This window comes from Burkholderia sp. BCC0405 (assembly GCF_902833075.1).
Lineage (GTDB): Bacteria > Pseudomonadota > Gammaproteobacteria > Burkholderiales > Burkholderiaceae > Burkholderia.
The window spans coordinates 203,896-230,545 of record NZ_CADFEO010000003.1 but is presented as its reverse complement, the minus strand read 5'-3'; the positions used below and the strand labels follow the sequence as shown (position 1 = coordinate 230,545).

Here is a 26,650-nt window from a genome sequence, read left to right as displayed (position 1 = left end):
AGCAGGCCATTCGGCCAGGTCGAAATATGTACCACTTAGTGGTATATAATCCTGTGCTAACTCGACCGGTCCGACATGCCTGCCTCCGTACGACGCGTCTTCAAGACGAAGTGGTTTCACAAGGCAGCCAGAAAAGCAGGAATCGCCGATGCCGAACTCTGCCGCGCCGCGCGGGAACTGGCGCGCGGCCAGGGCGTCGAGCTCGGCGGCAACGTCTGGAAAAAGCGCCTGGACGGGAATCGGCAGCGCGGGATCGTGCTGAGCAAGGTCGGGCAGGCGTGGGTTTTCGTGTTCCTGTTCGCAAAACGCGACAGGGACGACATCGACGAACGCGAACTGCGCGCCTTCAGAAAGCTCGCCGCGGATGTCGGGCGCCGCACCGACGCCGATATCGCGACGCTGATCGCACTGAAAGAGCTGGTGGAGATTTGCAATGGCTAAGAGTCGATTCAAGAGCGACGCAACGGAGGCGATCCACAGCGCCGCGTCGGGCCTCTATCGCGCAAACCTGATCGACAAGAAAACGATGCGCGAATACGACAATCTCTGCATCGAAGCCGCCCCGCAGTTCGATCCGCAAGCGATCGCCCGCATCCGCAAATCCGTCAACGTCAGCCAGAGCGTGTTCGCGCTCTACCTGAACACGACGACGTCGACGATCCGCCAATGGGAACAGGGCGACAAGCGGCCGAGCGGCATCGCGGCCCGGATGCTCCAGATCGTCGAGAAGCACGGGCTCGAGGTGTTCTCCTGAGCCGCTGCCCCGAATGCGCATGCACGGCCGGCCGAACGCGGGTCGCAAGGAATATGACGGAGAGACAATGGTAAGACTGATTGGATGCGGTGTGCTGGCGCTGACGTTCGCGTCGACGGGCTGGGCCGCCGAGCATTACGTCGAGGTCTGGAACCCGCCCGAGGCGCGGCAGCCGGCGGCCCACGCGCCGGAAGCCCGTACCCCGGCCGCGCACACGGGCGCCGACGCGCGCGCCGTCAAGAGCGCGGAGAAGCACGCGAATGCCACGCCCAAAGCCGCGGTGAAGCCGCACAAGCGCCGCGTCGCGCAGGCCGTGAAAGCCGGTTCGCATCGTTCGCCCGCGACCGCGGCCGAGACGCCGGCCGCTCCGCGCCCCGTCGCGCAGCCCGCACCGGGACGCCTGACGGTGATGCAGCCGGCTGCGCCCGATGCGCAGCACGCCCTGAATGACTCCAACATCCCGCGTCAATACACGCCGGACGGCAACGTGCTGCAGGTCGGCACGCGCGGCCGCTCCGCGGAGGTGACTCGATAATGGAAGCGCAAAGCTACCACGGCTACCAGATCTGGGGCCACGCGATCCTGCAGCAGGACGAAATCCTGCAGCCCGAGCGCTTCGCGGCAAGCGGCACGATCACGCAGAACAACAAGCTGGTCGAGGCATCCGGCGTACTCGGCGTGTTCGACACCGAGGACGACGCGCGCGAAGCGGGGCTCGAATGGGCTCGCGCCTGGATCGACAGCCACCGCTGACCGCCCTCGGCCGCCCCTTCTCACCCGTTCGCACGGCGGCAGGCGGCCCGCCCGCCGCCTGATCGCTCATCCCGCAACCGCACGAGCACGCATGACGGCGCTTGACCTTCCCACCGTGGCAAGCTTCATGCTGTCGATGCTTGTCAATCGTCAACCCAGGAGAACACGATGGAATTCGAAGTCCAGGACATGACCTGCGGCGGCTGTGCCAACGCCATCACGCGCGCGGTGACGGCCGCCGATCCCGCCGCGAAGCTCGACATCGACGTCGCGGCGAAGATCGTCAAGGTCGAATCGGCACAAGGCGCGCAGCGCGTGCAGTCGATCATCGAAGCCGCCGGCTTCCACCCCGCGCTGCGCGCCGCATAACGCGCACGCACCGCGACCCGCGGGCACACCGCCGTACGGCGCTGCGCCCGCGGCCGATTTCGCGTCAGCGCAGCCTGATCAGCGTCGACTTCAGCTCGGTGTACTTCTCGAGCGCGTGCAGCGACTTGTCGCGGCCGTTGCCCGACTGCTTGTAGCCGCCGAACGGGAAGTTCATGTCGCCGCCCTCGTCGTAGCAGTTCACCCAGACGGTGCCCGCACGCAGCCGGCGCGACACGTCGTGCGCGGTCGTCAGGTTCGATGTCCACACGGCGGCGGCCAGCCCGTATTCGGTGTCGTTCGCGATCCGCACGGCCTCGTCGACGTCGTCGAACACGATCACCGACAGCACGGGCCCGAAGATCTCCTCACGCGCGATCCTCGCATCGGGCTTCACCTCGAACACCGTCGGCTCCACGTAGAAGCCGCCCGTTTCCTCCTTCACGCGCGCCCCGCCCGTGACGAGCCGGCCTTCGCTGCGCCCGGCCTCGATATAGCCGAGCACGCGCTCGAGCTGGATGCCGTCGACAATCGCGCCCATCGACACCGACGGATCGAGCGGATTGCCGGGCACGTATGCGCGCGCGGCCGCGACGAGCTTCTCGATGAACGCGTCCTTGATGTCGCGATGCACGAGCAGCCGCGAACCCGCCGTGCACATCTCGCCCATGTTGTAGAAGATCGCGCCGGCGGCGGCCTGCGCCGCGCGGTCGAGATCGGGACAATCGGGCAGCACGATGTTCGGCGACTTGCCGCCGAGTTCGAGCCACGCGCGCTTCAGGTTCGACTGCGCGGCGTATTGCATGATCAGCTTGCCGACCGCCGTCGAGCCCGTGAACGCGATGCAGTCGACGTCACGATGCAGCGCGAGCAGCTTGCCCGGCTCGCCCGCGCCCGGCACGACGTTGAACACGCCGGCCGGAATGCCGGCCTCGTACGCGAGCTGCGCGACACGGATCGCGGTCAACGGCGATTTCTCCGACGGCTTCAGCACCACGCTGTTGCCGGCCGCGAGCGCCGGCCCGAATTTCCACGCGGCCATCAGGATCGGGAAGTTCCACGGCACGACGGCGGCCACCACGCCGACCGGCTCGCGCGTGACGAGACCGACGAGATGATGATCGGCCGGCGCGACCTCGCCGCCGACCTTGTCGATCGCTTCCGCGAACCATTCGACGCAGTACGCGGCGCCCGGCACGTCGACCGTCGTCGTGTCGCCGATCGGCTTGCCGGCGTCGAGCGTCTCGAGCAGCGACAGCTCGTCGAGATGCTCGCGCATCAGCGCGGCCCAGCGCAGCAGCACGGCCTTGCGCGCACGCGGGTTCAGCCCGGCCCACACGCCCGCGTCGAACGCGCGGCGCGCGGCGGCGACGGCCGCGTTCACGTCGGCTTCGCCGCAATCGGCGACCTTCGCGAGCACGCGGCCGTCGATCGGGCTCACGCAGTCGAACGTCTTGCCGCCGTGCGCGTCGCGCGATGCGCCGTCGATGAATGCGCGCCCTTCGATCTCGAGCGACGCCGCCTTGTCCTGCCAGTCAGCCAAAGTCAACTTGTTCATCAGGATGCCTCAGTTTTTTGGCATTCGCGATGCGGCGCGCCGCTGCGCATGACGCGCAGCCGGCCGGCAGCGAATGCAGTGACGCGCGGTGGGAAGGTCAGAAGGTCGCCGGCGAATTGGCCGAGACGACCTCGCAGATCTGTTCCGCGCTGGGATTGCGAAAACGGTGCGGCAAACGGCTTTCGAAGTAGTAGCCGTCTCCGGGGTCGAGCAGCCACGTCGCGCCGTCGACGGTCAGCTCGAGCCGGCCCGACACGACGACCCCGCCCTCGTGCCCTGCGTGCACGAGCATCTCGGGCCCTGTGTCGGCCCGCGGCTGGTAGACCTCGCGCAGGATGCACATGTTGCGGTCCTTCATGCTCGCGCCGACCAGGTGAAACGCGAGCGTGTCGTTGCCGAGGTTCGGCATCTCGTCGCGACGCGACACGACCGAACGCGATTCGACGAGCTCGAACGTGAAGAACTCCGCGAGACTCATCGGGATGCATTCGAGCAGTTTCTTCAGCGAGCCGACCGACGGGCTCACGCGGCCCTGTTCGATCAGCGAGATCGTGCCATTGGTCACGCCGGCCCGCTTCGCGAGTTCGCGCTGCGACAGGCCTTGCTTGTTGCGCACGAAACGCAGGCGCTCGGCGACTTCGGTGGACATCGATTCGGTTTCGGACACGGTAAGTGCGATGGCAAAGTGAAACGACGCGGTGGACAGCCGTTGAATATTCTAATCACTTTATGCCGAGCATCAGCGGGGAAAACCCTGAAAGGCGTTCGAAATAATGAACACCTCGCACATCATTCCGTTTGCGAATCTTTTGTTCGCACTGCTCGGGAAAGCCCTGATACAGCACCGTTAAAAAACATTTGACGCCGTTTTTGGCTCGTATATGCTGGCTCTCAGGTTAGCGTCATCACGCTTTCATGGGCAGCAAAAAACGTTATTGCAACGCAAAAATTGATGCCCATCAATGTAAATAACGCGTAACCGGCGCCTCGATTATTTTAAACGCCCAGCGCGTCGAAACGGTCAGGTGTTCAATACTTTCAACAACCCAGTCGAGTGTAATCGTGAGAGTCCGTGGCCCTCTGGTGAGGTGGGATCGAGGCGATGTGCGAAGTTTGCGCAGCGCGTCGTCCGCTTCCGACGACGGCAGTTGCGGCTGGCATAGTCCTCGCCTGCTTCACCTGTCGATCTACACCATCCTGTCCCGTCGTTCCGTTCGGCGTCACAACGCCGTTTCCGCACGCGCATTCGTCGCCGTCGATACGGACGAAGTGGCGTCGCTGTTGCCGTAGCGCCTCTCCCTTCTTTACGTCGTTCGTTTCGCCTGCTGATTCGTCAACCGCATCGTCCGTGCGGTGACGGAACGCGTTCGCGCATTCGTTGCCGCGTCGCGTCTCGCAATGAAACGAACGACGGCCTGATCGTCGCGCGCAGCGCGGATCGCCACGCCATCCCGTTGCGCCCATTCACCAGCGGCCCTGCGTCTCACGCAAGGCTGCGGGGCTGTTGCACGCCGGCGTTTCGCCCCATCCGGCAAGCAAGACGCGACAACCCTCCGGATAACTGATTGACGTCATGGATAGAAGGAAACCCCTCGTCGGCCTCACCGCCGACCACACGCAAATCGGCGCACACGCATCGCACACGGTCGGCGACAAGTACGTCGCCGCGATCGTCGACGGCGCGCAGGCGTTCGCCATGGTGCTGCCCGCGCTCGGCGAGCGCCAGTCGGTCGACGACGTACTCGACGCGGTCGACGGCCTGCTGTTTACCGGCAGCTACTCGAACGTCGAGCCACACCTGTACGGCGGCGAACCGAGCGCACCGGGCACGAAGCACGACCCGGCCCGCGACGCGACCACGCTGCCGCTGCTGCGCGCGGCGATCGCCGCGGGGGCGCCCGTGCTGGCCGTCTGCCGCGGCTTCCAGGAGCTGAACGTCGCCTGCGGCGGCACGCTGCACCAGCACGTGCACGAAGTGCCGGGCCTCGCCGATCACCGCGAGGACGACGATGCGCCGATGGACACGCAATACGGCCCCGCGCACGTCGTGCGCCTGACGCCCGGCGGCAAGCTGCACGCGCTCGCCGGCGGCCGCGACGACGTGCAGGTGAACTCGCTGCACAAGCAGGGCATCGCCCAGCTCGGCGCCGGCCTCGCCGTCGAGGCCGTCGCGCCGGACGGGCTGATCGAAGCCGTGAGCGTCGTCGATGCACCGGCTTTCGCCCTCGCCGTGCAGTGGCATCCGGAATGGCGCCATGCGCAGGACCCGCTGTCGAGCGCGATCTTCCGCGCCTTCGGCGATGCCTGCCGCGCCCGCCGCGCTGCCCGCACGCGTGCCATGGCCGCCGCCGCGCTCGCCTGAGCGCGCCGACCAAACCAACGAGAACAGACATGCAAGACATCGAAAGTTTTCTGAAGCAACACCGGATCACCGAAGTCGAGGCGATCATTCCCGACATGGCCGGCATCGCGCGCGGCAAGATCACGCCGCGCAACAAGTTCACGTCCGGCGAATCGATGCGGCTGCCGCAGGCCGTGATGGTGCAGACCGTCACCGGCGAATATCCGGAAGACGGCTCGCTGACCGGCGTGACCGACCCCGACATGGTGTGCGTGCCCGACGAGTCGACGATCCGCCTGATCCCGTGGGCCGTCGACCCGACCGCTCAGGTGATCCACGACTGCGTGCACTTCGACGGCTCGCCGGTCGAGATCTCGCCGCGCTACGTGCTGCGCCGCGTGCTCGAGCTGTACAAGGCGAAGGGCTGGAAGCCCGTCGTCGCACCGGAGCTCGAGTTCTACCTGGTCGACATGAACAAGGACCCCGACCTGCCGCTGCGCCCGCCGGTCGGCCGCACGGGCCGCCCCGAAACGGGCCGCCAGTCGTATTCGATCGAGGCCGTCAACGAGTTCGATCCGCTGTTCGAGGACATCTACGAGTACTGCGAAGCACAGAACCTCGACATCGACACGCTGATCCATGAGGTCGGCGCCGCGCAGATGGAGATCAACTTCATGCACGGCGACGCGCTGTCGCTGGCCGACCAGGTGTTCCTGTTCAAGCGCACCGTGCGCGAGGCCGCGCTGCGTCACAACATGTACGCGACGTTCATGGCCAAGCCGATGGAAGACGAGCCGGGTTCGGCGATGCACGTGCACCAGAGCATCGTCGACGAGGAAACGGGCCAGAACCTGTTCACGTCGCCGGAAACCGGCGGCGCGACGTCGATGTTCTACAACTACCTCGCGGGGCTGCAGAAGTACACGCCGGCACTGATGCCGATCTTCGCGCCGTACATCAACTCGTATCGCCGCCTGTCGCGCTTCATGGCCGCGCCGATCAACGTGCAGTGGGGCTACGACAACCGCACGGTCGGCTTCCGCATCCCGCACTCGGGCCCGTCCGCGCGCCGGATCGAGAACCGCATTCCGGGCGTCGACTGCAACCCGTACCTCGCGCTCGCCGCGACGCTCGCGGCCGGCTATCTCGGCATGACGCAGCGCCTGGAGCCGACCGAGCCGCTCGTCAGCGACGGCTACGAACTGCCGTACCAGCTGCCGCGCAACCTCGAGGAAGGGCTGACGCTGATGGCCGCCTGCGAGCCGCTCGGCGAGATCCTCGGCCACAAGTTCCTGAAGGCGTATTTCGCGCTGAAGGAAACCGAATACGAAGCGTTCTTCCGCGTGATCAGCTCGTGGGAACGCCGCCATCTGCTGCTGCACGTCTGAGCGTGCACACAACCGAATACGGAATCACGGAGGAAACATGACATACCGCAACGAATCTGCCTGGATCCAGCCGGCCGCGCCGGGCGCCACGGCCGCAGCGCCCCGCGCGACGCCGGCGCGCACGACCGCCGAGTACCGCGCGCTCGATGCCGCGCACCACATTCACCCGTTCTCTGACATGGGCGCGCTGAACCGCGCGGGCAGCCGCGTGATCGTGAAGGCCGACGGCGTCTACCTGTGGGACTCGGACGGCAACAAGATCATCGACGGGATGGCCGGCCTCTGGTGCGTGAACGTCGGCTACGGCCGCAAGGAACTCGCCGACGCCGCGTATCGCCAGATCCAGGAACTGCCGTTCTACAACACGTTCTTCAAGACCACGCACCCGCCGGTGATCGAACTCTCCGCGATGCTCGCGGAAGTCACGCCCGCCGGCTTCAACCACTTCTTCTATTGCAACAGCGGCTCGGAAGGCAACGACACCGTGCTGCGCCTCGTGCACCAGTACTGGCGCGTGCAGGGCCAGCCGCAGAAGAAATATGTGATCTCACGCAAGAACGGCTATCACGGCTCGACGATCGCCGGCGGCACGCTCGGCGGGATGGGCTACATGCACGAGCAGATGCCGTCGAAGGTTGAGCACATCGTGCATATCGACCAGCCGTATTTCTTCGGCGAGGCAGCGGCCGGTGAAACGCCGGAAGCGTTCGGCCTGGCCCGCGCGCAGCAGCTCGAAGCGAAGATCCTCGAACTCGGCGCGGAGAACGTCGCGGCGTTCATCGGCGAGCCGTTCCAGGGCGCGGGCGGCGTGATCTTCCCGCCATCGACGTACTGGCCGGAAATCCAGCGGATCTGCCGCAAGTACGACATCCTGCTGGTGGCCGACGAAGTGATCGGCGGCTTCGGCCGCACCGGCGAATGGTTCGCACACCAGCATTTCGGCTTCGAGCCCGATCTGATCACGATGGCGAAGGGGCTCACGTCGGGCTACGTGCCGATGGGCGCCGTCGGCATTCACGAGCGCGTGGCGCGGCCGATCATCGACAACGGCGAATTCAACCACGGCCTCACGTACTCGGGCCACCCGGTTGCAGCGGCCGTCGCGGTCGCGAACCTGAAGCTGCTGCGCGACGAAGGGATCGTCGAGCGCGTGAAGAGCGACACGGGCCCGTACTTCCAGGCGCTGATGCGCGAAACCTTCGCGCGTCACCCGATCGTCGGCGAAGTGCACGGCCACGGCCTCGTCGCGAGCCTGCAGCTCGCCGAGGCGCCGGCCGAACGCCGCCGCTTCGCGAACGGCGGCGACGTCGGCACGATCTGCCGCGACTTCTGCTTCAACGGCAACCTGATCATGCGTGCGACCGGCGACCGGATGCTGCTGTCGCCGCCGCTCGTGATCTCGCGTCCGGAAATCGATGAACTCGTATCGAAGGCGAAAAAAGCAGTCGATGCAACCGCCCAGCAACTGGGTATTTCGTAACGGTTTTGCCTACAGGCGTGCGGCGGGCGCCGCACGTCGCCATAACCAGGGGAACTCCACCATGCGTGCCTGCTTTCTTCGCCAAGCCTGCTCCGTTGCCGCCCTTGCCGCCGCGGCAGCATTCACGTCGGTCGCCAGCCCGTCGGCGCATGCCGAAGAGCTGAATGTCTACAACTGGTCCGACTACATCGCACCGGACACGATCCCGAACTTCCAGAAGCAGACGGGCATCCACGTCAAGTACGACAACTACGACAGCGACGACACGCTTCAGGCGAAGCTGCTTGCCGGCAGTTCGGGCTACGACATCGTCGTGCCGACGTCGAACTACATGGCCAAGCAGATCCAGGCCGGCGTGTACCAGAAGCTCGACAAGTCGAAGCTGCCGAACCTCGCGAACCTCGACCCGCTGCTGATGAAGATGATCTCGGATGCCGATCCGGGCAACCAGTACGGCGTGCCCTGGGCCTACGGCACGGACGGCATCGGCTACAACGCGCAGGCGGTGAAGAAGGCGCTCGGCGACAAGGCGCCGGTCGACAGCTGGGCGCTGGTATTCGACCCGGCGAACATGGAGAAGCTGAAGGGCTGCGGCGTGTCGTTCCTCGACCAGGCCGTCGACGTGTTCGCCGCCACGCTGCAGTACATGGGCAAGGATCCGAACAGCAAGAACCCCGGCGACTACCAGGCTGCATTCGAAGTCCTGAAGAAAGTCCGCCCGTACATCACCCAGTTCAACTCGTCCGGCTACATCAACGACCTCGCGAACAACGACGTGTGCGTCGCGCTCGGCTGGTCGGGCGACGTCGGCATCGCGCACCGCCGCTCGGCCGAAGCGAAGCGTTCGTACGACATCAAGTTCTCGAACCCGAAGGAAGGCGGCCTGCTGTGGTTTGACGTGATGGTGATCCCGAAGGATGCACCGCACCCCGAGGCCGCGCTGAAGTGGATCAACTACATTTCCGATCCGAAGGTCAACGCGGCGATCACCAACACGGTGTTCTACCCGACCGCGAACAAGGCCGCGCGCCAGTTCGTCATGCCGGCCGTCGCGCAGGATCCGACCGTCTACCCGCCTGAAGACGTGCTGAAGAAGATGGTGCTGATGAAGCCGATGCCGGCCGACATCCTGCGCCTCCAGAACCGCCTGTGGGCCCAATTGAAGACCGGCCACTGATCGCCCTGCATTCCGGCGGGCAGGCGTCGCTCGACGCCTGCCCGCCTGAGATCCGCGGACCTCCGTCCGCCCGCGCGCGCCGCGCGCACTGTTCCATCCGGCACGAGCCGTCGTCCGTGAGTCGCATCGCGCGCCTCGCGCGGGGACGCTCACGCCTGCAATCCGTGAAGAACGAATGGTGAATCCCATGCAATCGATACCCTCTTCCGCTGCTGCACGACAGACCCAACCGGCCCCCGCGGCCCGTACGCAAAACGATGCTTTCGTGCGCATCGAAAACGTCGTGAAGAAATTCGGCGACAGCACGGCCGTCGACAACGTGAACCTGACGATCGCGAAAAACGAACTGTTCGCGCTGCTCGGCAGCTCGGGCTGCGGCAAGTCGACGCTGCTGCGCATGCTCGCCGGGCTCGAGACGGCCACCTCCGGCAGGATCTTCGTCGACGGCGAGGATCTCGCCGCGCTGCCGCCGTACCGCCGCCCGGTGAACATGATGTTCCAGTCGTACGCGCTGTTCCCGCACATGACGGTCGAATCGAACGTCGCGTTCGGCCTGAAGCAGGAAGGCACGCCGAAAAACGAGATCAAGGAGCGCGTGGCCGATGCGCTCGCGCTCGTGCAGATGAGCAAGTACGCGAAGCGCAAGCCGCACCAGCTCTCCGGCGGCCAGCAGCAGCGCGTCGCGCTGGCCCGCTCGCTGGTCAAGCGCCCGAAGCTGCTGCTGCTCGACGAGCCGATGTCCGCGCTCGACAAGAAGATTCGCCAGAAGACCCAGCTCGAACTCGTGAACATCATCGAGAAGGTCGACGTGACCTGCGTGATGGTCACGCACGACCAGGAAGAAGCGATGACGATGGCCAGCCGCCTCGCGGTGATGAGCGAAGGCAAGATCGTGCAGATCGGCTCGCCGGGCGAAGTCTACGAATACCCGAACAGCCGCTTCTCGGCCGAATTCATCGGCTCGACGAACCTGTTCGAAGGCCGCGTGGTCGAGGACGAGCCCGATCACATCTTCGTCGAAAGCGACGACCTCGAGGCGCGCATGTACGTGAGCCACGGCGTGACGGGCCCGCTCGGGATGCCGGTCGGCATCTCGGTGCGCCCGGAACGCGTGCACGTGTCGCGCGAGAAGCCGGGCTCGAAACACAACTGGGCGCGCGGCGTCGTCACCGACATCGCGTACATGGGCAGCTACTCGCTGTATCACGTGCGCCTGCCGAGCGGCAAGACGGTGGTGTCGAACCTGTCGAGTTCGCACCTGATGAACGACGGCGCGCCGGCGTGGAACGACGACGTGTTCGTGTCGTGGTCGCCGGCCAGCGGCGTCGTGCTGACGCAGTGAGGACACCATGATGAGAACCTCCGCTTCCACGCCTTCCGCGCCGGTGTCTGCAGGCGCCGCGGGCGCCGGCGCCGGCCGCGCCCGCCCGGGCCGCTTCGCCGCGCTGTCGCGCTTGTTGCCGTCGGGTCGCAGCGTCGCGATCGGCGTGCCGTTCCTGTGGCTCGCCGTATTCTTCGCGCTGCCGTTCGTGCTGGTGCTGAAGATCAGCTTCGCCGACCAGGTGATGGGCATTCCGCCCTACACGTCGCTCGTCGAGTTCAAGGACGGCGTCGTGCACTTCGCGCTGCAGCTGTCGCACTACGCGTTCCTGCTGCAGGACGACCTGTACATCGCGACCTACCTCAGCTCGCTGAAGATGGCCGCCGTGTCGACGGTGCTGTGCCTGCTGATCGGCTATCCGATGGCGTACTACATCGCGCGCTCGGAACCGAACCGCCGCAACGTGCTGATGATGGCCGTGATGCTGCCGTTCTGGACGTCGTTCCTGATCCGCGTGTACGCATGGATCGGCATCCTGAAGGATGACGGCCTGCTGAACCACACGCTGATCGCGCTCGGCATCATCCACACGCCGCTGCGGTTGTATCACAGCGACGCGGGCGTCTACATCGGGATGGTCTATTCGTACCTGCCGTTCATGGTGATGCCGCTGTACGCGCACCTGGTGAAGATGGACCTGACGCTGCTCGAAGCCGCGTACGACCTCGGCGCGAAACCGTGGGTCGCGTTCACGCGCATCACGCTGCCGCTGTCGAAGAACGGGATCATCGCCGGCAGCCTGCTGGTGTTCATCCCGGCGGTGGGCGAGTACGTGATTCCGGAGCTGCTCGGCGGCGCCGACACGCTGATGATCGGCCGCGTGATGTGGGATGAATTCTTCAACAACATGGACTGGCCGATGGCGTCCGCGGTGACGGTCGCGATGGTGATGCTGCTGCTGGTGCCGATGGCGCTGTTCCAGTACTACCAGGTCAAGGAACTGGAGGACGCGAAATGATCAAGCCGAGCAAACCGCTGTCGACGGGCGTCCTCGCCTTCGGCTTCCTGTTCCTGTACATCCCGATCATCAGCCTGGTCGTGTACTCGTTCAACGAGTCGAAGCTGGTGACGGTGTGGTCGGGCTTCTCGCTGAAGTGGTACGCGGCGCTGCTGGACGACGACGAGCTGCTGAGCGCCGCGTGGCTGTCGCTGAAGATCGGCCTGCTGACGGCCACCGCGTCGGTCGTGATCGGCACGTGGGCGGGCTTCGTGCTCGCGCGCTTCGGCCGCTTCAGGGGCTTCACGCTGTATACGGGGATGATCAACGCGCCGCTGGTGATTCCGGAGGTGATCCAGGGCATCTCGCTGCTGTTGCTGTTCGTTGCGCTGGAGCAGATGTTCGGCTGGCCGAAGGGGCGCGGGATGGTGACGATCTGGATCGGTCACGTGATGCTGTGCGTGTCGTACGTGGCGATCATCGTGCAGTCGCGCGTGAAGGAGATGAACAAGTCGCTGGAAGAGGCGGCGCTGGATCTGGGTGCGACGCCGCTGAAGGTGTTCTTCGTGGTGACGCTGCCGCTGATCTCGCAGGCGCTGCTGTCCGGCTGGCTGCTGTCGTTCACGCTGTCGATCGACGACCTCGTGCTGTCGGCGTTCCTGTCGGGGCCGGGCTCGACGACGCTGCCGCTGGTGGTGTTCTCGCGCGTGCGGCTGGGGCTGAACCCGGAGATGAACGCACTGGCGACGCTGTTCATCACGGCGGTGACGATCGGCGTGATCGTGGTGAACCGGATGATGATCGCGCGCGAACGGCGCCGCATCGCCGACATGAAAGCCGCGTTCGCGGTGGCGTGACGCCCCCCGCCTGCTTCAAGGATAACAAGCACTGCAGACAAGCACGATGCGTTGCCCCAGGGGGGGCGCGCGATTCGATCCCGATTTGACAGGCCCACGACAAGGAGAATCCGCAATGAAGAAGAAACTGATCTGCCTGCTGGTGGCCGGCGCGTTGCCGGGCATCGCGCTGGCCGGTTCCACATCCGCCGAGATCAAGGCGCTGCAGGCGCAGGTCGCGGCGTTGCAGAAACAGATGAAGGCGATGCAGGCGCAGCTGTCGGCGAAGGGCGGCGCCGCGCCCCTCCAGGCCGGCACGAAGGCGGGGGCCGGCACGAAGGCGGGGGCCGGCGCCGGTGCGGCGCCGGTCGCCGTGGCCGTCGATCCGAGCTCGCCGGACTACGGCAAGGCGCAGGCCACGCTGACCAACGACGAGGTCGGCGAGATGAAGCAGCAGATCGCGAACCAGCAGCTGAAGGTCGACTCGCTGACGGACGCGGCCAATACGGGCCCGCTCGCCGGCCTCTCTGTGACGGGCTACATCGACCCGACCTACATCTACAACCGGGCGGCCGGCACGTCGTCGTTCCTGTTCGCGAACCACGAGAACGCGTACAACTACTTCAACAGCACGTTCGGCGACCTGTACCTCGACATCAAGAAGACGTTCGGCGTCGGCCCGATGGCGCCGTCGGCGGAAATCACGCTGATGCCGAACCGCGGCAACGGCATCACGCTGCTGCAGAACTCGCGCGGCTCGATCACCGACAACCTGCTGAACACCGCGGTCGTCAACGTGCCGATCACCGCCGAGACGACGCTGGTCGCCGGCCTGATCCCGAGCTTCGGCGGCTACGAGGTGCAGCAGTCGAACCAGATGCTCACGCTCACGCACAACCTGCTGTACGACTTCTCCGACCCGGGCAGCTATGTCGGCGCCGGAGCGAACTACACGAAGGGCAACTGGGCGTGGAAGTTCTTCGTCGGCAACGAGCAGTACCGCACGTACGGTTCGGTCACGCAGACGGGCACCAATGCGCTCGGCGATCCGATCACGACCAGCAACAAGGTGCCGACCTTCACCGCGCGCGCCGACTACACGTGGTCGAGCGCGCTCGACATCGGCGGATCGTTCAACATCGGGCGGCAGACGCTCTCCAGCGCGATCGACAAGAACGGCGTCGTGCATTACGGTCCGGGCGGCGCGTCGCCGAGCGGCTACGGCACGTTCTTCTTCGCGGAAGCCGATGCGACCTACACGCTCGCCGACATCCAGTACAACGCCGAAGTCGACTACGGCCAGCAGCAGCACGCGGCATTCAACGGCGGCCTCGCGCAGTGGTACGGCCTGTCGCTGCTCGCGCACCGCAAGTTCAACGCGCCGGTGGTCGGCCGCATGGGCGTGACGCTGCGCTACGATGCGCTCGTGAACAGCAAGAACGGCGGCGGCGGCGGCGGCATCGCGCTGAACGGCAACGGGATGGATCCGAACAACGGCTTCGGCGTGGACGCGAACTGCGTCGCGACGTCGCAGGCGAACGGCGGCCTCGGCTTCGACTGCAAGGGCGCGATCCGTCAGGACGTCGCGCTCGACCTGCTGTTCTATCCGACCCAGCAGATCACCGTGAAGGTCGAATACCGCCACGACTGGGCGAACAATCGGGTGTTCCTGCGCAACGACGGGTCGTACGGCAAGTCCAACGACCTGCTCGCGACGCAGTTCATCTATTCGTTCTGACGCAGCGCACGCGGGACGCCGTGCCGCACGCATGGCGTCCCGCGCCGTTTTGACCGGCCGGATGACGGTGCGCGACGCGCCGCCGCCGGCTGCAACGAGGGAGTCGGATTCATGACGCAGTCTTTCAGCCGCCGCGCCGATGCGCTCGCGCGCGACTCGTACTACGAAGCGACGGCCGTGCGCCCCGTGGATGACGATCCCGGGCTCGACGCCACGATCGACGTCGACGTCTGCGTGATCGGCGCCGGCTTCGCGGGCCTGTCGACCGCGCTCGACTGCCGCGCTCGCGGGCTGTCCGTCGCGGTGATCGACGCGCACCGGCCCGGCTGGGGCGCATCGGGCCGCAATGGCGGCCAGGCGATCACCGGCTTCGCGAAGGACGAGGAGATCGAGCGGCAGCTCGGCGCCGACGGCGCGCGTGCCGCGTGGTCGCTGTCGCTCGACGGTGTCGCACTGATCGCCGAGCGGATCGCGCGCTACGGGATCGACTGCGATTTCACGCGCGGCTACCTGACGGTCGCGACGAAGCCGCGCCGCGTCGACGACCTGCACGCCTGGATGGACGCCGCGACCCGGCGCTGGGGCCATCCGTCGCTGTCATGGCTCGACACCGGCGAAATCCGCGCGCGCATCGCGTCGACCCGCTATCTCGCAGGGGTCTACGATCCGCTGTCGGGCCACCTGCATCCGCTCAAGTACTGCCTCGGCCTCGCCGACGCCGCCCGGCGCGAAGGCGTCGCGCTGCATGCGCATACGCCCGCGCTCGACATCGTGCGCGGCGCGCGGCCCGTCGTGCGCACGCCGTCGGGCGAGGTGCGCTGCCGCTTCGTCGTGTCGTGCTGCAACGCGGGCCCCGGCGGTGTGCTGCCGGCCGCGACGGCCGCGCGCATCGCGCCGGTCGCGTCGACCATCATCGCGACCGAACCGCTCGGCCAGGCGCGCGCCGATGCGCTGATCGCGCGGCGCGAAGCCGTGTGCGACAACAACTTCTTCCTCGACTATTTCCGGCTGTCGGCCGACCACCGGATGCTGTTCGGCGGCCGCGCGAATTCGGCCGGTGCATCGCCCGCCACGCTCGCCGAAACGATCCGGCGGCGCATGGTCGGCGTGTTTCCGCAGCTCGGCGACGTGCGCGTCGACCACGCGTGGGGCGGCTTCGTCGACGTCACACGCAATCGCGCGCCGGATTTCGGCGCCCTCGACCCGAACGTCTTCTACGTCCAGGGCTTCAGCGGCCACGGCGTCGCGCTCACCGGTATCGCCGGACGCGCGGTCGCCGGCGCGATCGCGGGCGACACGCGCGCGTTCGACCTGTTCGCGCGCATCCGTCACCGGCGCTTCCCCGGCGGCGCCGCATGGCGGCAACCCGCGCTCGAACTCGGGATGCTGTACCACCGCGTGCGCGAGCTGTTCTGAGCCCACTTTCTCCGTTCTCCTGATCATGCAGACATTCGCCAACCAGCCGCACGTCGCGTCCTACTACGCGGCGACCGCCAACGATACGACCCGCCACGCGCCGCTCGCCGGCACGATCGATGCCGACGTGTGCGTGATCGGCGCGGGCCTCACGGGCCTGTCCGCCGCGCTCAACCTCGCCGAGCGCGGCCATTCGGTGACCGTGCTCGAAGCGTCGCGGGTCGGATGGGCGGCGAGCGGCCGCAACGGCGGCCAGTTGATCGGCGGGTTTGCATGCGACATCGACACGTTCGGGCAATTCATGCCGGAAGCCGACGTGAAGCGGATCTGGGACATGGGGCTCGAAACGCTGTCGCTCGTGAAGTCGCGCATCGCACGGCACCACATCGACTGCGCGCTGGTGCCCGGCTACCTGACCGCCGCGAACACCGAACGCGATGCCGACGCGCTGAAACGCTGGCGCGACGAAGCCGCGAAGCGCTTCGGCTACGACCGCTTCCGCTTCGTCGAAGCCGACGAACTCGGCGACTACGTGCAGTCCGAGCGCTATTGCGGCGGCCTGTACGACCCGGACAGCGGCCACCTCCATCCGCTCAACTACACGCTCGGCCTCGCCCGCGCGGCGGTCGAGGCGGGCGTGCGCATTCACGAGGACAGCTGCGTGACGCGCGTGCGCGACGTCGCGGGCGGCCATGTCGTCGAGACGAGCGGCGGCAACGTGCGCGCCCGCTTCGTCGTGCTCGCCTGCAATACCTTCGTCGGCGCGCTTGCGCCCGCGCTGTCGAAGAAGATCATGCCGGTCGGCACGTATGTGATCGCGACCGAGCCGCTCGGCGACGCGCGCGCCGCCGCGCTGATGCCCGCACGCGCGGCGATCTGCGACAGCCGCTTCGTGCTCGACTATTTCCGGCCGGCGCCCGACACGCGGCTCGTGTGGGGCGGCAAGGTCAGCTATTCGACGCGGGAGCCGCGCGATCTCGCGGCGGCGATGCGCGCGGACATGCTGAAGACGTTCCCGCAGCTCGCGGACGTGAAGGTCGACTACGCATGGGGCGGCTTCGTCGACATCACGATGAATCGCGCGCCGCACTTCGGCCGCATCGCGCCGACGACGTATTTCGCGCAGGGGTTCTCGGGGCACGGCGTGAACACGACCGCGCTCGCCGGCAAGCTGATCGCCGAGGCGATCGACGGACAGGCGAGCCGCTTCGACCTGTTCGACAAGATCCGCCATCGCGACTTCCCGGGCGGCGAGGCATTGCGCACGCCGGCGCTCGTGCTCGCGATGAGCTGGTACCGGCTCCTCGACGCGTTCGGCGTGCATTGAGCATGACGACACGTCGATACGTCGATGCGCAAATGCAAAACAGCCGCGCATTTGCGCGGCTGTTCGAGCCGATGGCTGGACTTCGACGCGTCGGCCGCGTATCAGTCGGTGCCGTACTTCGGTGAGCGGGGCCCGTACAGCAACCCGTTCGGCGGCCCGGCCGACAACAACCGGCTGCTTGTCAGCCCGGCCACGTCATGCGCTTCATCGGTCAGCGAATGCGCGACCTGCTTGACGGCCGCCTGCACCAGCGCCCCGACGACCCCGAACGCATTGACGCTCATGTTGTTGCCGACTTCCTTGCCGGTCGCGCGACCGTCGCCTTGCCACAGGACGTCGCCGGTCTTCAGGTCGACGAGCTTCGCCGATGCGGAGACGATCGTCGTACTGTCGACCAGCTGATAGACGGAGCCATACTGCGTGACCTTCGAATACAGCGCGGCGTCCGCGCCGAAGATTTCGCGCAGCTTCGCGGGCGACGTGCTCTGGATATCGGTCGCATTCGTCAGGCCGTTCTGCTTGAACGTCTCGTCCATCACCGCGACCGGCACGACGTAATAGCCCGACTCCGCAAGCGGCTGCGTCATTTGCGACAGCACGCCGTAGGTCGCGCCGACGTCGGTGGTCTCGTTCACGGGCGGCAGCACGAGAATCGAGCGCGGCTGGCTCTTCTTGAACGCCGTGTAATCGGGGCGCTTCACCGGTTGCGCGCACGCGCTCAACAGTGCGGCAATCGACAGCACGGACAACAGCTTGAATGAAAGTGTCTTGAACATGGCGGGCGCGTCACTGTTTGGCGGGGTTCGAATCGGCGTTCTTCCGGGCGGCGACCGTCTGGCCGGCGGCCGTCGGATTCGCAGCTTTGGAGTCACCGGCCTTGTTCTTCAGCAGGAAATCCATGTACGGCGCGGATTCCGGGAACAGTTGCTTCTCGGCCTGCAGCTCCTGTCCCGCCTGCTGCATGTTGCCGACGCTCGCATACAGCATCCCGAGATGCGCATGGAACCCCGGCGGCGGCGTATGGCCCTTCGCGCGAATCTCCTGCAGCGCCTTTTCGAGTGCGTCGATCTGCTCCTGCGGCGACTTCTGCCCCTTGAAGTATTCGTACACCTGCGGCTGATAGCCGGTCCATTGATACAGCGGCGGCGTGGTCGGCGCCGCGCAGCCCGCGAACAGCATGACGGCCGCCGTCGCCGGCAGCCAGATTCCCCGTTTCATGGTCTTGTCTCTTCTGGTTGATGTGATGATGAGTTCGGGCCGTACTGCACGCGCCCGTTACTGCGCCGCCTTCAGCGCACCGGCGTCGACCTGGTCGACGAGATGGTTCACGGCTTCCTGGATCGCGAGGTCCAGCACCTTGCCGTTCAGCGTCGAGTCGTAGCCGGCCGTGCCGCCGAAACCGATCACCTCGCGGTTCGACAGGCTGAATTCGCCCGCGCCCTGGCTCGATGCGATGACTTCCGACGTCGTCGTGTCGACGATGTTCAGGTTGACCTTCGCGTATGCGACCTGCGTCTTGCCGCGGCCGAGAATGCCGAACAGCTGGTGATCGCCGACGTCCTTGCGGCCGAACTCGGTCACGTCGCCCGTCACCACGTAGTTCGCGCCCTTCACGGCCTGCGCCTTCTTCATGAAGCCGGCTTCCTGCTTGATCTCGTCGAGATTCTCGCGATCGAGCACGTTGAAGCGCCGGCTCTGCTGCAGGCGCGTGACGAGGATCGTCTTCGCCTGCCCGCCCAGGCGGTCGATGCCGTCCGAGAAGATGCCGCGCATGTAGCTCGAGCGGTTGTCGAACTTGCCGACGGCGATCGCGACAGGCTTGCCCGCATACGGCTTCTGCGCGCTGCTGACGGGCGGCACGTCGAGCGTGCGCGATGATTCGGTCGCGCAGCCGGACAGCGCTGCGACGACCGCTGCCGCCACGAGAACGGTGCGTCGTGTCTGAATGTTCACTGCTGGTCTCCTTGCATGGAAAGATGGCCCTGAGCGGGCGCGCCGGCTCGCGGACGATCCGGCGGTCGAAACGGCTACGGTGCGAACGGGGATGCGCGCATCGGTGCGACGCGCGCGCATTCATCGCCGGGCTGGCGATCGTGTCAGGTGACAGGCAGGTGCGTGCAACGGACGTGTTGCGGCACCAAGCGGATGGGCGACGCGATACGCGACTGATTCGCGTACGTGCGCCATGTCTTGATTCTGGTTACTGCGCTGTTGATCGCGCATGGCCGGCCCCGGATATGATTTTTCGCGATCATATCAAGCCTTGTTATCGAGACGAGGTGTCTTGATAATAATTGACGATTTTCTTGCATTTATATGAATAACGCCTGCAGCTCCGCCCTGAAACCTTGCCGGACAATGCCTTTCCGACATCGGAACGGAGCACCCTGACTGCTCGCTTTCGCCACGGCGCATCGCGCGCCGGCCCGACGATATCGACGCATATTGCCGGCGACGCTCGTCCGAATTGCGAATGCATTGAAAACAATCGTCGAGAATGATCCGGCTTTATCGCGCCAGCAAAGGGCTCGTCGGCGCATTCCCGATCCGGCAATCCCGCGCACGCGCGCGCAAACCCGCGCGTGCCCGCTCCTGCTAGCCGGCCACCTTCTGCCGCATCGTCACAAACTCCTCGGCCGCGGTCGGGTGAATGCCGATCGTGTCGTCGAACTGCGCCTTCGTCGCACCCGCGCGAATCGCGATCGCGATCCCCTGGATGATCTCGCCCGCGTCGCGGCCGACCATGTGCGCGCCGACCACGCGCTGGCTGTCGCGCGCGACGACGAGCTTCATCAGCGTGCGCTCGTCGCGGCCCGACAGCGTATGGCGCAGCGCCATGAACGACGTGCGGTAGATGTCGACGTCGCCATCGTACAGGTCGCGCGCGGTCGACTCGGAGAGGCCGACCGTCGCAACCTCGGGCTGGCTGAACACCGCCGACGGCACCCATTCGTGATCGGCCGCGACGCGCGACCCGCCGAACAACGTGCGCGCGAGCAACCCGCCGTCGCGCGTCGCGACAGGCGTGAGCTGCGGCCGCGACGTGACGTCGCCGATCGCATGGATCGAAGGCACCGACGTCGCCGAATACGCATCGACAGCAATCGCGCCGCGCGCGTCGAGCGCCACCCCCGCCTGTTCGAGCCCGAGCCCGTCGACGTTCGGCACGCGGCCGGTCGCATAAAGCACTGCGTCGTACGGCCCGTGCCGCGCAGCGCCGACGCGCACGCTCAGCGTGCCGTCATCCGCGCGCTCGATCGACTCGACCACCGCGCGCGCATGGATCGTGACGCCCTGCTTCGTCATCTCGTCGGTCAGGAACTGGCGCACGTCGTCGTCGAAGCCGCGCAGGATCTTTTCGCCGCGATAGAACAGGTCGACGTGGCTGCCGAAGCCGTTGAAGATGCCCGCGAACTCGACCGCGATATAACCGCCGCCGACCACCGCGATGCGTTCGGGCAACGCGGCAAGCGACAGCGCCTCGCGCGACGTGATCGCATGCTCGATGCCGGGCCGCGCCGGCAGCGACGGGCGCGAACCGGTCGCGATCGCGATGTGGCGCGCGCGGATCGTGCGTTCGCCGATCGCGACCGTGTGCGCATCGACGAGCGTCGCGCGCCCCGCGTGCATCTCGACGCCCGATTGCCGCAGCAGGTTGATGTAGATGTCGCTGAGCCGGTTGATCTCGCGATCCTTCGCGGCGATCAGCGCGGGCCAGTCGAGCGCGCCGGCGCCGAAGGTCCAGCCGAAGCCCTTCGCGTCCTCGACTTCATGCGGGTAGTGCGATGCGTAGACGAGCAGCTTCTTCGGAATGCAGCCGCGCAGCACGCAGGTGCCGCCGATCTGCTCTTGTTCCGCTATGCCGACGCGCGCGCCGTAAGACGCGGACATGCGCGCAAGCCGCACGCCGCCCGAGCCGGCGCCGATGACGAACAGGTCGTAATCGAAATCCATCGCATCCCCTCATCGCGGTTCGGATGAAGGCACGATAGCAAGATTCCGGAATTCCTGCGGCGCACGGCGCCGCCACGCGCGCCCAATAAAAAACGGCGAGAGACGTCGCCTCTCGCCGGTCAAACCGGTTGCCGGGTGTGCCATGCGTCACCGATCGACCGCATGCCCGACCTGCCGGCCGCGCGGCACCGGTCCGCCCGGGCGCGCGAAGGGCGCGCCCACGGCCGGACCAGCCGCCATGCTCATGCCTGCGACGTGTCGCTGCCGTCCGTCGCCTGCGTGTCGTCTGCCTGCTGCGGCTGCTCTTCCTTCTTCTCGAGCATGCCTTCGACCGCTTCCGCACCCTTGAAGCCGGCGACGGCGGCTGCCGCCTTGGTCAGCAGGCCCGCATCCGGATCCAGCTTTTCCGCGCCTTCGACAGCCGCGACTGCGCCAGCGATTTCACCCACGGTGTTCAGGATACCCATCGTCATCCCCTTTCAAGAAAATCGTGAGCGCATCGTCCCACGAAAAAAGCCGGCGGACCGCGATTGTCATCACCGGATACACAAGTTACGCCCCAGGCCGGCCGCACTCGACGAGCGCAACCGGAACGACGCACGCGCGCGCCTGACGGCACGCAACGGGCGATGCACGCAGCGTAGCGGAAACGCTTCGCGCGTACTGTAAAAGTATGTTCTGGATTGCCGACGGAACCCTTACGGCGCGGGGGTCTCGTGATGAAGCATTCGCCGAATAGTCGTGCGCGCGTATGAAGGTCGCGTGACGAAAAAAAGAGGCGCCTGGCGGCGCCCCTTCGATGCCTGCCGGACGACTGCCGGCGCATGCGTTCCGACGTTCGTCAGAAGATATTGCGCAGGCCGATCGCGATGCCGGTCTGGTTGCTGCGGCCCGGCAGCTCGACGTTCGCCGCGCCGTTCGTCTTGTTGAAGTCGACGGTGCCGTAGACTTCCGTGCGCTTGCTGAGTGCGTACTCGGCGATGCCGACGACCGCGTAGCGGTTGCCGCTCGCGAGCGTGCCGTTCGCGGTCATCGCATTGCGCATGTGGTCGTAGTAGAACGCGCCCGTCAGCGTCAGCGGCGCGCTGACCTGCCAGCTCACGCCCGCGAACGGACCGTCATCGATCCGGCCGGTGCCCTTCGCGACCGGAATCGTCTGCTGCGCGAGCAGGCTGTCGACGAAGCCCGTATCGTCCTTCGAGCGCAGGTAGCCCGCGTAGATCTTCGCCTTGCTGAACGCATACACGACGTTCGCGTGGTAGATCGTCTGCTTGCGCGCCGAGTTGTCGCTGTTCTGCTGCGCGCCGGCCGCGATGCTGAGCGGACCCATCACATACGACAGCGACACGCCCCACGCATTGCCCTTGCCGAGCGAACCCGGGATCTGGCCCGAGAAGCCGCCGGCGCCGGTCGATTCGTAGTTGGTGCCGGTCGAGTACATCGCCTTCGCGGTCAGCCCGTCGAACTTGCCCGTGTACTTGATCTGGTTGTCCGCATACAGGCCGCCGCCGAGTGCGACCGGCAGCCACGCGTTTTCGAGGTAGTTGCCGACCGTCAGCGGATCGTAGGTGTCCGACAGCAGGTCGAACAGCGGCGTCTTCTGGCGGCCGAGGGTCACCGTGCCGTACGGGCTCTGCAGGCCGACGTACGCTGCGCGGTTGAACAGGCGGCCGCTGTCGGCGAATGCGCCGTTCTGCAGGTTCACGCCGCTCTCGAGGTTGAACACGGCCTTCAGGCCGCCGCCGAGGTCTTCCGTGCCGTAGATGCCGAAGCGGCTGTTCGTGATCGCGCCGTTGGTCATCGACAGCAGGCCGTCGTTCTTGGCGTTGGCGTTGGTCAGGTAGCGGATGCTGGCGTCAGCGACGCCCCAGAGCGTCACGGAACTTTGTGCGGCCGCGTACTGGCTGGCAAATGCGAGCGCGGCGCCCCCTGCGATGGCTGCGAGTCGGGTGGTCTGCTTCACGAGCTTTCCTTTTTTGTAGGTGTCTCCGTTCATGGCCGGCCGCGTGCGCAGCCGGGTGGCGATCGCTCACGCTCCTGGCGCGCGCGATGTGGGCTGAATCATATGACGAGTGCAATCGCTGAAAGAAATTGAAATGCGCGGTAACGGCGGAACTGTCGCCCGCGCACAACGCCGCGCGCGCGAGGCTTGCCCGGCGGGCGTCGGGCGCCGCACGGCAGCGATCGCTCGCGCGGCTTACGGCATGTCGGATCTGTAAGGATCGCGCGGCAGGCGCCGCGGATCGGACGCAGGCCCGGGGCGCACGCGGCGGTGCGTCCGCGGGATGCGCGGCTATGCCGCCGCCGGCCCGCCGTCGGCCGTGTGCCGGCGCCATGCGCGCCGCACGATTTCCGCGAACGCGCCGACGAGCAGCAGCACGGCGCCCCACAGCGCGCCTTCCGGCACGAGCCGAGTCACGAGGCCGCCCCCCACCGCGCCGGCCAGGAAGCAGAAGCTGATCGTCGCGAGCAGCGCCGAGTCGTGCAGCGCGCCCGCGTCGTAGCGCGGGATCAGCCCGACGAACAGCTTCTGCGCGGCGCGCCGCAGGTTGCCGGTGGTCATCACCGACGTGTACGACAGTTCCTCGAGATGGGTGAACGACAGCGTCTGCAGCGTCGCGACGAACGAAATGCCCGGAATCAGCCAGGCGCTCGACGCGCCGACGAGGCCGCTCGCGGCGACGCCGAGAAAGGCGATCTCGACGAGCAGGCACGCGAACGCCGTGTGCTTCATCCAGCCGCGCTGCGCGGCGAGGCCGAGCAGGTGCGCGACGAATACCGCGATCACGAAGCCGACGAGCGGCGGCACGTGATGCAGCGCGGCGGCCCATTCGCCGGCGGACAGGTTGATGCCGAGCAGCGCGACGTTGCCGGTCATCGTGTTCGCGAACACGTGGCCGTGGCCGACATACGTGTACGCGTCGAGGTAGCCGCCGGACAGCGTCAGCAACGCGGCGACAGTGAGATTGCGGCTGGCGCCGTCGAGATCCATCGAGCCTCCCGTGAAGATTCGCGCCAGTATGGCGCACGGGCGGTCAGTGTGCGCGGGTCACTGCCCGATGCCCGTGAGCCCGATCAGCGCGCCGCCCGCGAGCAGCCACAGCGGATGGATGCGCGTGCGCCACGCGAGCACCGCGCACGCGGCCGTGATGCCCCACTGGATCGCCGTGCGGTTCGACGCCTCGGAGATCAGCACCGCGCTTGCCGCAACGAGCCCGGCGGTGACGGGCATCATCCCCTGCTGCACGTAGCGGCGCCACGGCCGGTCACGAAAGCGCTCCCACGCATGCAGCGCGAGCACGGTGACGATCGACGACGGCCCGAACTTCGCGAGCGACGCGACCAGCAGCCCGCTCCAGCCGGCCACATGCCAGCCGACCAGCGACACGATCATCATGTTCGGCCCGGGCGCCGCCTGGGCCAGCGCGAACAGCGCGGTGAACTCGTGCGCGCTCATCCAGCGATGGACGTCGACGACCTGCCGCTGCATCTCCGGCAGGATCGTGTTGCCGCCGCCGAACGCGAGCAGCGACAACTGGCTGAAGATCGTCGCGATGGCGATCAGCGTGTCGTTCATGGCCGGCCCCCTGGCTGCGCGTCGCGCGCCGCGGCCGGCGCCGGCTGCGGCGAGTCCGCGCCGCGGCGCCGCGACGCGAGCCAGATGCTGAGCGGCGTCAGCACGAGCATCGCGGTCAGCAGCGGGATGCGCAGCACCGCGATCGCGACGAACGCGAGCGCCGCGATGCCGGCCGCCGCACGCGCGTGCCGCAGCGGCTTCAAGACCTTCACGGCCATCGCGACGAGCAGCCCGGCCGCCGCCGCGGCGAGCCCCGCGAACAGGTGCTGCACGCGCGGATCGTTCTGCGTCTTCGCGTACAGCACGCCGAGCGCGACGACGACGAGCGTCGGGCCCGCGATCAGCCCGAGAATGCCGGCGAACGCGCCGGCGACACCGCGAAAGCGCATGCCGACGGCCACCGACAGGTTGATCACGTTGCCGCCCGGCAGGAACTGGCACAGCCCGAGCAGATCGGTGAATTCGTCGGAGGAAAGCCACTTGCGCTCTTCCACGATGGTGCGCCGCGCGAACGGCAGCGCGCCGCCGAACGACATGAGGCCAAGCGACAGGAAACCGGTGAACAGCTCGGCAAGGCCGACGCTGCGGGATGATGCGGCCGGCGGCGGTGCGGCAGGCGGAGAAGCGGATTGCATGGGGTTCCTTATCAAACGGTGACCCGAGGTTACCGCCGTTCGGCATGCCGGCAAAACGATTTTATCGGCGCGCCTTTGTGATCTAGAATCACAAGCATGGCACGCGATCTCCCGCCCTTTTCCGCGCTTCGGGCCTTTGAAGCTGCGGCACGACATGAAAGCTTCAGCGCAGCCGGCGACGAGCTGCATGTGACTCACGGTGCCATCAGCCGGCAGATTGCCGGGTTCGAGGCCTGGCTCGGCAAGCCGGTGTTCCACCGCTACGGCAAGCGCGTGAAGCTCACCGACGAAGGCCGCCGCTACCTGGACACCGTGCGCGCGGCGTTCGACAGCATCGCGCTCGCGACCGAGCAGCTGCGCAACACCGGCGCGGCGCGCGTGCTGCGCATCAATGCGCTGCCGACCTTCGCGATGAAATGGCTGCTGCCGCGCCTGTCGCGATTCCAGCGCGACGTGCCGAACGTCGAGCTGAAGCTGTCGACGTCGAATGCGCCGCTCGACACGCTCGACGGCTTCGATGTCGCGATCCGCCGTGGCCCCGGCCACTGGCCGAACTGCACGAGCGGCCACTTCCTCGACGAAAGCGTGATTCCCGTCTGCAGCCCCGCGCTGCTCAAGCGCGTGCCGATCGCGCGCGCGGACGATCTCGCGCGCCATGTGCTGCTGCATTCGGATACGCGGCCGGAAGGCTGGCGCGACTGGTTCGCGGCGGCCGGCGTGGCGATGAAGGGGCGCAAGCGGCAGTCGTTCGACCACTTCTACCTGGCGCTGCAGGCGGCCGTCGACGGGCTCGGCGTCGCACTCGGCCCGTTGCCGCTGATCGACGACGAGCTCGCGAGCGGCCGGCTCGTGATGCCGCTGGAGGGGCCGCGCATCGCGACGCGCAGCTACTGGTGGATCGCGCCGCGCGCACCGGCCGACGATCCGCTCGTCGCGCAGTTCTGCGCGTGGCTGCAAACTCAGTCGAACGTCGGCGCGTAGCGCGTCGACGTTCGACGCGAAGGATGACGCGGGCGGCAACACACTGCCCGC

General features: G+C 66.8%; 28 protein-coding genes. 17 read left to right on the top strand and 11 right to left on the bottom strand.

Features of this window, described 5'->3' with window-relative positions; all coding sequences use genetic code 11:
* Positions 1-75: 75 nt before the first annotated feature.
* The 5 genes from HWX36_RS06285 to HWX36_RS06265 all read left to right on the top strand — a co-directional run bounded on the left by HWX36_RS06285 (position 76) and on the right by HWX36_RS06265 (position 1,876).
* The gene (locus HWX36_RS06285) at positions 76-441 is read left to right on the top strand and encodes a type II toxin-antitoxin system RelE/ParE family toxin (RefSeq protein ID WP_175951345.1); all 366 of its coding nucleotides are present in this window, start codon (positions 76-78) and stop codon (positions 439-441) included.
* Positions 434-754 (top strand): DNA-binding transcriptional regulator, encoded by a 321-nt coding sequence (locus HWX36_RS06280; protein ID WP_175951344.1) that lies wholly within the window; start codon positions 434-436, stop codon positions 752-754. The genes HWX36_RS06285 and HWX36_RS06280 overlap by 8 nt, the downstream gene beginning before the upstream one ends.
* Before the next feature lie 67 nt (positions 755-821).
* Complete coding sequence (locus HWX36_RS06275) at positions 822-1,289, top strand: hypothetical protein (RefSeq protein WP_175951343.1); 468 nt, start codon at positions 822-824, stop codon at positions 1,287-1,289.
* Positions 1,289-1,507, top strand: a complete 219-nt coding sequence (locus tag HWX36_RS06270) for a hypothetical protein (protein ID WP_175951342.1) — start codon at positions 1,289-1,291, stop codon at positions 1,505-1,507. Before HWX36_RS06275 ends, HWX36_RS06270 begins: the two co-directional genes overlap by 1 nt.
* A gap of 168 nt (positions 1,508-1,675) precedes the next feature.
* Positions 1,676-1,876, top strand: a complete 201-nt coding sequence (locus HWX36_RS06265) for a heavy-metal-associated domain-containing protein (protein WP_113194742.1) — start codon at positions 1,676-1,678, stop codon at positions 1,874-1,876.
* A gap of 64 nt (positions 1,877-1,940) precedes the next feature.
* Here the strand turns inward: HWX36_RS06265 and HWX36_RS06260 are convergent, their stop codons facing one another.
* Both HWX36_RS06260 and HWX36_RS06255 read right to left on the bottom strand, forming a co-directional pair.
* Positions 1,941-3,431, bottom strand: a complete 1,491-nt coding sequence (locus HWX36_RS06260; RefSeq protein WP_175951341.1) for an aldehyde dehydrogenase — start codon at positions 3,429-3,431, stop codon at positions 1,941-1,943.
* 97 nt (positions 3,432-3,528) lie between these two features.
* Complete coding sequence (locus tag HWX36_RS06255; RefSeq protein WP_175951340.1) at positions 3,529-4,080, bottom strand: cupin domain-containing protein; 552 nt, start codon at positions 4,078-4,080, stop codon at positions 3,529-3,531.
* A 455-nt stretch (positions 4,081-4,535) separates the two neighbouring features.
* On the opposite strand from HWX36_RS06255, the gene HWX36_RS37025 reads away from it, so the two are divergent.
* The 11 genes from HWX36_RS37025 (at position 4,536) to HWX36_RS06205 (ending at position 17,452) form a co-directional block, all read left to right on the top strand.
* Entirely contained in the window at positions 4,536-4,721 is a 186-nt protein-coding gene (locus tag HWX36_RS37025) for a hypothetical protein (protein ID WP_039355339.1), read from the top strand.
* A 283-nt stretch (positions 4,722-5,004) separates the two neighbouring features.
* A complete protein-coding gene (locus tag HWX36_RS06250; RefSeq protein ID WP_175951339.1) occupies positions 5,005-5,793 on the top strand; it encodes a gamma-glutamyl-gamma-aminobutyrate hydrolase family protein in 789 nt (262 codons plus the stop codon).
* A gap of 29 nt (positions 5,794-5,822) precedes the next feature.
* Positions 5,823-7,160 carry a glutamine synthetase family protein gene (locus HWX36_RS06245; protein WP_175951338.1) on the top strand — a complete coding sequence of 446 codons (1,338 nt, stop codon included), beginning with the start codon at positions 5,823-5,825 and terminating at the stop codon, positions 7,158-7,160.
* Between the two features lie 37 nt (positions 7,161-7,197).
* A complete protein-coding gene (locus HWX36_RS06240; RefSeq protein ID WP_175951337.1) occupies positions 7,198-8,640 on the top strand; it encodes an aspartate aminotransferase family protein in 1,443 nt (480 codons plus the stop codon).
* 61 nt (positions 8,641-8,701) lie between these two features.
* Complete coding sequence (locus tag HWX36_RS06235; protein ID WP_175951336.1) at positions 8,702-9,817, top strand: polyamine ABC transporter substrate-binding protein; 1,116 nt, start codon at positions 8,702-8,704, stop codon at positions 9,815-9,817.
* Between the two features lie 187 nt (positions 9,818-10,004).
* A complete protein-coding gene (gene potA, locus HWX36_RS06230; RefSeq protein WP_175951335.1) occupies positions 10,005-11,159 on the top strand; it encodes a polyamine ABC transporter ATP-binding protein in 1,155 nt (384 codons plus the stop codon).
* A 10-nt stretch (positions 11,160-11,169) separates the two neighbouring features.
* The gene (locus HWX36_RS06225) at positions 11,170-12,156 is read left to right on the top strand and encodes an ABC transporter permease subunit (RefSeq protein ID WP_175951497.1); all 987 of its coding nucleotides are present in this window, start codon (positions 11,170-11,172) and stop codon (positions 12,154-12,156) included.
* The gene (locus HWX36_RS06220) at positions 12,153-12,992 is read left to right on the top strand and encodes an ABC transporter permease subunit (protein WP_175951334.1); all 840 of its coding nucleotides are present in this window, start codon (positions 12,153-12,155) and stop codon (positions 12,990-12,992) included. Before HWX36_RS06225 ends, HWX36_RS06220 begins: the two co-directional genes overlap by 4 nt.
* A 115-nt stretch (positions 12,993-13,107) precedes the next feature.
* Entirely contained in the window at positions 13,108-14,709 is a 1,602-nt protein-coding gene (locus HWX36_RS06215) for a DUF3138 family protein (RefSeq protein ID WP_175951333.1), read from the top strand.
* Positions 14,710-14,820: 111 nt separating this feature from the next.
* The gene (locus HWX36_RS06210; protein ID WP_175951332.1) at positions 14,821-16,125 is read left to right on the top strand and encodes an FAD-binding oxidoreductase; all 1,305 of its coding nucleotides are present in this window, start codon (positions 14,821-14,823) and stop codon (positions 16,123-16,125) included.
* A 25-nt stretch (positions 16,126-16,150) separates the two neighbouring features.
* The gene (locus HWX36_RS06205) at positions 16,151-17,452 is read left to right on the top strand and encodes an FAD-binding oxidoreductase (protein WP_175951331.1); all 1,302 of its coding nucleotides are present in this window, start codon (positions 16,151-16,153) and stop codon (positions 17,450-17,452) included.
* Between the two features lie 101 nt (positions 17,453-17,553).
* On the opposite strand, the gene HWX36_RS06200 is transcribed toward HWX36_RS06205, so the two are convergent.
* From HWX36_RS06200 to HWX36_RS06160, 9 genes are all read right to left on the bottom strand, one after another.
* Positions 17,554-18,228 carry a DUF799 domain-containing protein gene (locus HWX36_RS06200; protein ID WP_175951330.1) on the bottom strand — a complete coding sequence of 225 codons (675 nt, stop codon included), beginning with the start codon at positions 18,226-18,228 and terminating at the stop codon, positions 17,554-17,556.
* Positions 18,229-18,238: 10 nt separating this feature from the next.
* Positions 18,239-18,670, bottom strand: a complete 432-nt coding sequence (locus tag HWX36_RS06195) for a DUF4810 domain-containing protein (protein ID WP_175951329.1) — start codon at positions 18,668-18,670, stop codon at positions 18,239-18,241.
* A 57-nt stretch (positions 18,671-18,727) separates the two neighbouring features.
* The gene (locus HWX36_RS06190) at positions 18,728-19,405 is read right to left on the bottom strand and encodes a CsgG/HfaB family protein (protein WP_175951328.1); all 678 of its coding nucleotides are present in this window, start codon (positions 19,403-19,405) and stop codon (positions 18,728-18,730) included.
* A gap of 642 nt (positions 19,406-20,047) precedes the next feature.
* On the bottom strand, positions 20,048-21,406 hold the full coding sequence (gor, locus tag HWX36_RS06185) for a glutathione-disulfide reductase (RefSeq protein WP_175951327.1): 1,359 nt from the start codon (positions 21,404-21,406) through the stop codon (positions 20,048-20,050).
* A gap of 242 nt (positions 21,407-21,648) precedes the next feature.
* Positions 21,649-21,873, bottom strand: a complete 225-nt coding sequence (locus tag HWX36_RS06180) for a hypothetical protein (RefSeq protein ID WP_175951326.1) — start codon at positions 21,871-21,873, stop codon at positions 21,649-21,651.
* Positions 21,874-22,247: 374 nt separating this feature from the next.
* On the bottom strand, positions 22,248-23,369 hold the full coding sequence (locus tag HWX36_RS06175; RefSeq protein ID WP_175951325.1) for a porin: 1,122 nt from the start codon (positions 23,367-23,369) through the stop codon (positions 22,248-22,250).
* A gap of 330 nt (positions 23,370-23,699) precedes the next feature.
* Complete coding sequence (locus HWX36_RS06170) at positions 23,700-24,398, bottom strand: YoaK family protein (RefSeq protein ID WP_175951324.1); 699 nt, start codon at positions 24,396-24,398, stop codon at positions 23,700-23,702.
* A 57-nt stretch (positions 24,399-24,455) separates the two neighbouring features.
* Positions 24,456-24,983 (bottom strand): chromate transporter, encoded by a 528-nt coding sequence (locus HWX36_RS06165; protein WP_059863543.1) that lies wholly within the window; start codon positions 24,981-24,983, stop codon positions 24,456-24,458.
* On the bottom strand, positions 24,980-25,618 hold the full coding sequence (locus tag HWX36_RS06160) for a chromate transporter (protein ID WP_175951323.1): 639 nt from the start codon (positions 25,616-25,618) through the stop codon (positions 24,980-24,982). The genes HWX36_RS06165 and HWX36_RS06160 overlap by 4 nt, the downstream gene beginning before the upstream one ends.
* Before the next feature lie 96 nt (positions 25,619-25,714).
* On the opposite strand from HWX36_RS06160, the gene HWX36_RS06155 reads away from it, so the two are divergent.
* A complete protein-coding gene (locus HWX36_RS06155) occupies positions 25,715-26,599 on the top strand; it encodes a transcriptional regulator GcvA (RefSeq protein WP_089457063.1) in 885 nt (294 codons plus the stop codon).
* Positions 26,600-26,650 lie beyond the last annotated feature (51 nt).

Coding starts and splice junctions, on each gene's coding strand:
- HWX36_RS06285 (WP_175951345.1), top strand. CDS start 76: ATGCCTGCCTCCGTACGACGCGTCTTCAAGACGAAGTGGTTTCACAAG.
- HWX36_RS06280 (WP_175951344.1), top strand. CDS start 434: ATGGCTAAGAGTCGATTCAAGAGCGACGCAACGGAGGCGATCCACAGC.
- HWX36_RS06275 (WP_175951343.1), top strand. CDS start 822: ATGGTAAGACTGATTGGATGCGGTGTGCTGGCGCTGACGTTCGCGTCG.
- HWX36_RS06270 (WP_175951342.1), top strand. CDS start 1,289: ATGGAAGCGCAAAGCTACCACGGCTACCAGATCTGGGGCCACGCGATC.
- HWX36_RS06265 (WP_113194742.1), top strand. CDS start 1,676: ATGGAATTCGAAGTCCAGGACATGACCTGCGGCGGCTGTGCCAACGCC.
- HWX36_RS06260 (WP_175951341.1), bottom strand. CDS start 3,431: ATGAACAAGTTGACTTTGGCTGACTGGCAGGACAAGGCGGCGTCGCTC.
- HWX36_RS06255 (WP_175951340.1), bottom strand. CDS start 4,080: ATGTCCACCGAAGTCGCCGAGCGCCTGCGTTTCGTGCGCAACAAGCAA.
- HWX36_RS06250 (WP_175951339.1), top strand. CDS start 5,005: ATGGATAGAAGGAAACCCCTCGTCGGCCTCACCGCCGACCACACGCAA.
- HWX36_RS06245 (WP_175951338.1), top strand. CDS start 5,823: ATGCAAGACATCGAAAGTTTTCTGAAGCAACACCGGATCACCGAAGTC.
- HWX36_RS06240 (WP_175951337.1), top strand. CDS start 7,198: ATGACATACCGCAACGAATCTGCCTGGATCCAGCCGGCCGCGCCGGGC.
- HWX36_RS06235 (WP_175951336.1), top strand. CDS start 8,702: ATGCGTGCCTGCTTTCTTCGCCAAGCCTGCTCCGTTGCCGCCCTTGCC.
- potA (WP_175951335.1), top strand. CDS start 10,005: ATGCAATCGATACCCTCTTCCGCTGCTGCACGACAGACCCAACCGGCC.
- HWX36_RS06225 (WP_175951497.1), top strand. CDS start 11,170: ATGAGAACCTCCGCTTCCACGCCTTCCGCGCCGGTGTCTGCAGGCGCC.
- HWX36_RS06220 (WP_175951334.1), top strand. CDS start 12,153: ATGATCAAGCCGAGCAAACCGCTGTCGACGGGCGTCCTCGCCTTCGGC.
- HWX36_RS06215 (WP_175951333.1), top strand. CDS start 13,108: ATGAAGAAGAAACTGATCTGCCTGCTGGTGGCCGGCGCGTTGCCGGGC.
- HWX36_RS06210 (WP_175951332.1), top strand. CDS start 14,821: ATGACGCAGTCTTTCAGCCGCCGCGCCGATGCGCTCGCGCGCGACTCG.
- HWX36_RS06205 (WP_175951331.1), top strand. CDS start 16,151: ATGCAGACATTCGCCAACCAGCCGCACGTCGCGTCCTACTACGCGGCG.
- HWX36_RS06200 (WP_175951330.1), bottom strand. CDS start 18,228: ATGTTCAAGACACTTTCATTCAAGCTGTTGTCCGTGCTGTCGATTGCC.
- HWX36_RS06195 (WP_175951329.1), bottom strand. CDS start 18,670: ATGAAACGGGGAATCTGGCTGCCGGCGACGGCGGCCGTCATGCTGTTC.
- gor (WP_175951327.1), bottom strand. CDS start 21,406: ATGGATTTCGATTACGACCTGTTCGTCATCGGCGCCGGCTCGGGCGGC.
- HWX36_RS06180 (WP_175951326.1), bottom strand. CDS start 21,873: ATGGGTATCCTGAACACCGTGGGTGAAATCGCTGGCGCAGTCGCGGCT.
- HWX36_RS06170 (WP_175951324.1), bottom strand. CDS start 24,398: ATGGATCTCGACGGCGCCAGCCGCAATCTCACTGTCGCCGCGTTGCTG.
- HWX36_RS06165 (WP_059863543.1), bottom strand. CDS start 24,983: ATGAACGACACGCTGATCGCCATCGCGACGATCTTCAGCCAGTTGTCG.
- HWX36_RS06160 (WP_175951323.1), bottom strand. CDS start 25,618: ATGCAATCCGCTTCTCCGCCTGCCGCACCGCCGCCGGCCGCATCATCC.
- HWX36_RS06155 (WP_089457063.1), top strand. CDS start 25,715: ATGGCACGCGATCTCCCGCCCTTTTCCGCGCTTCGGGCCTTTGAAGCT.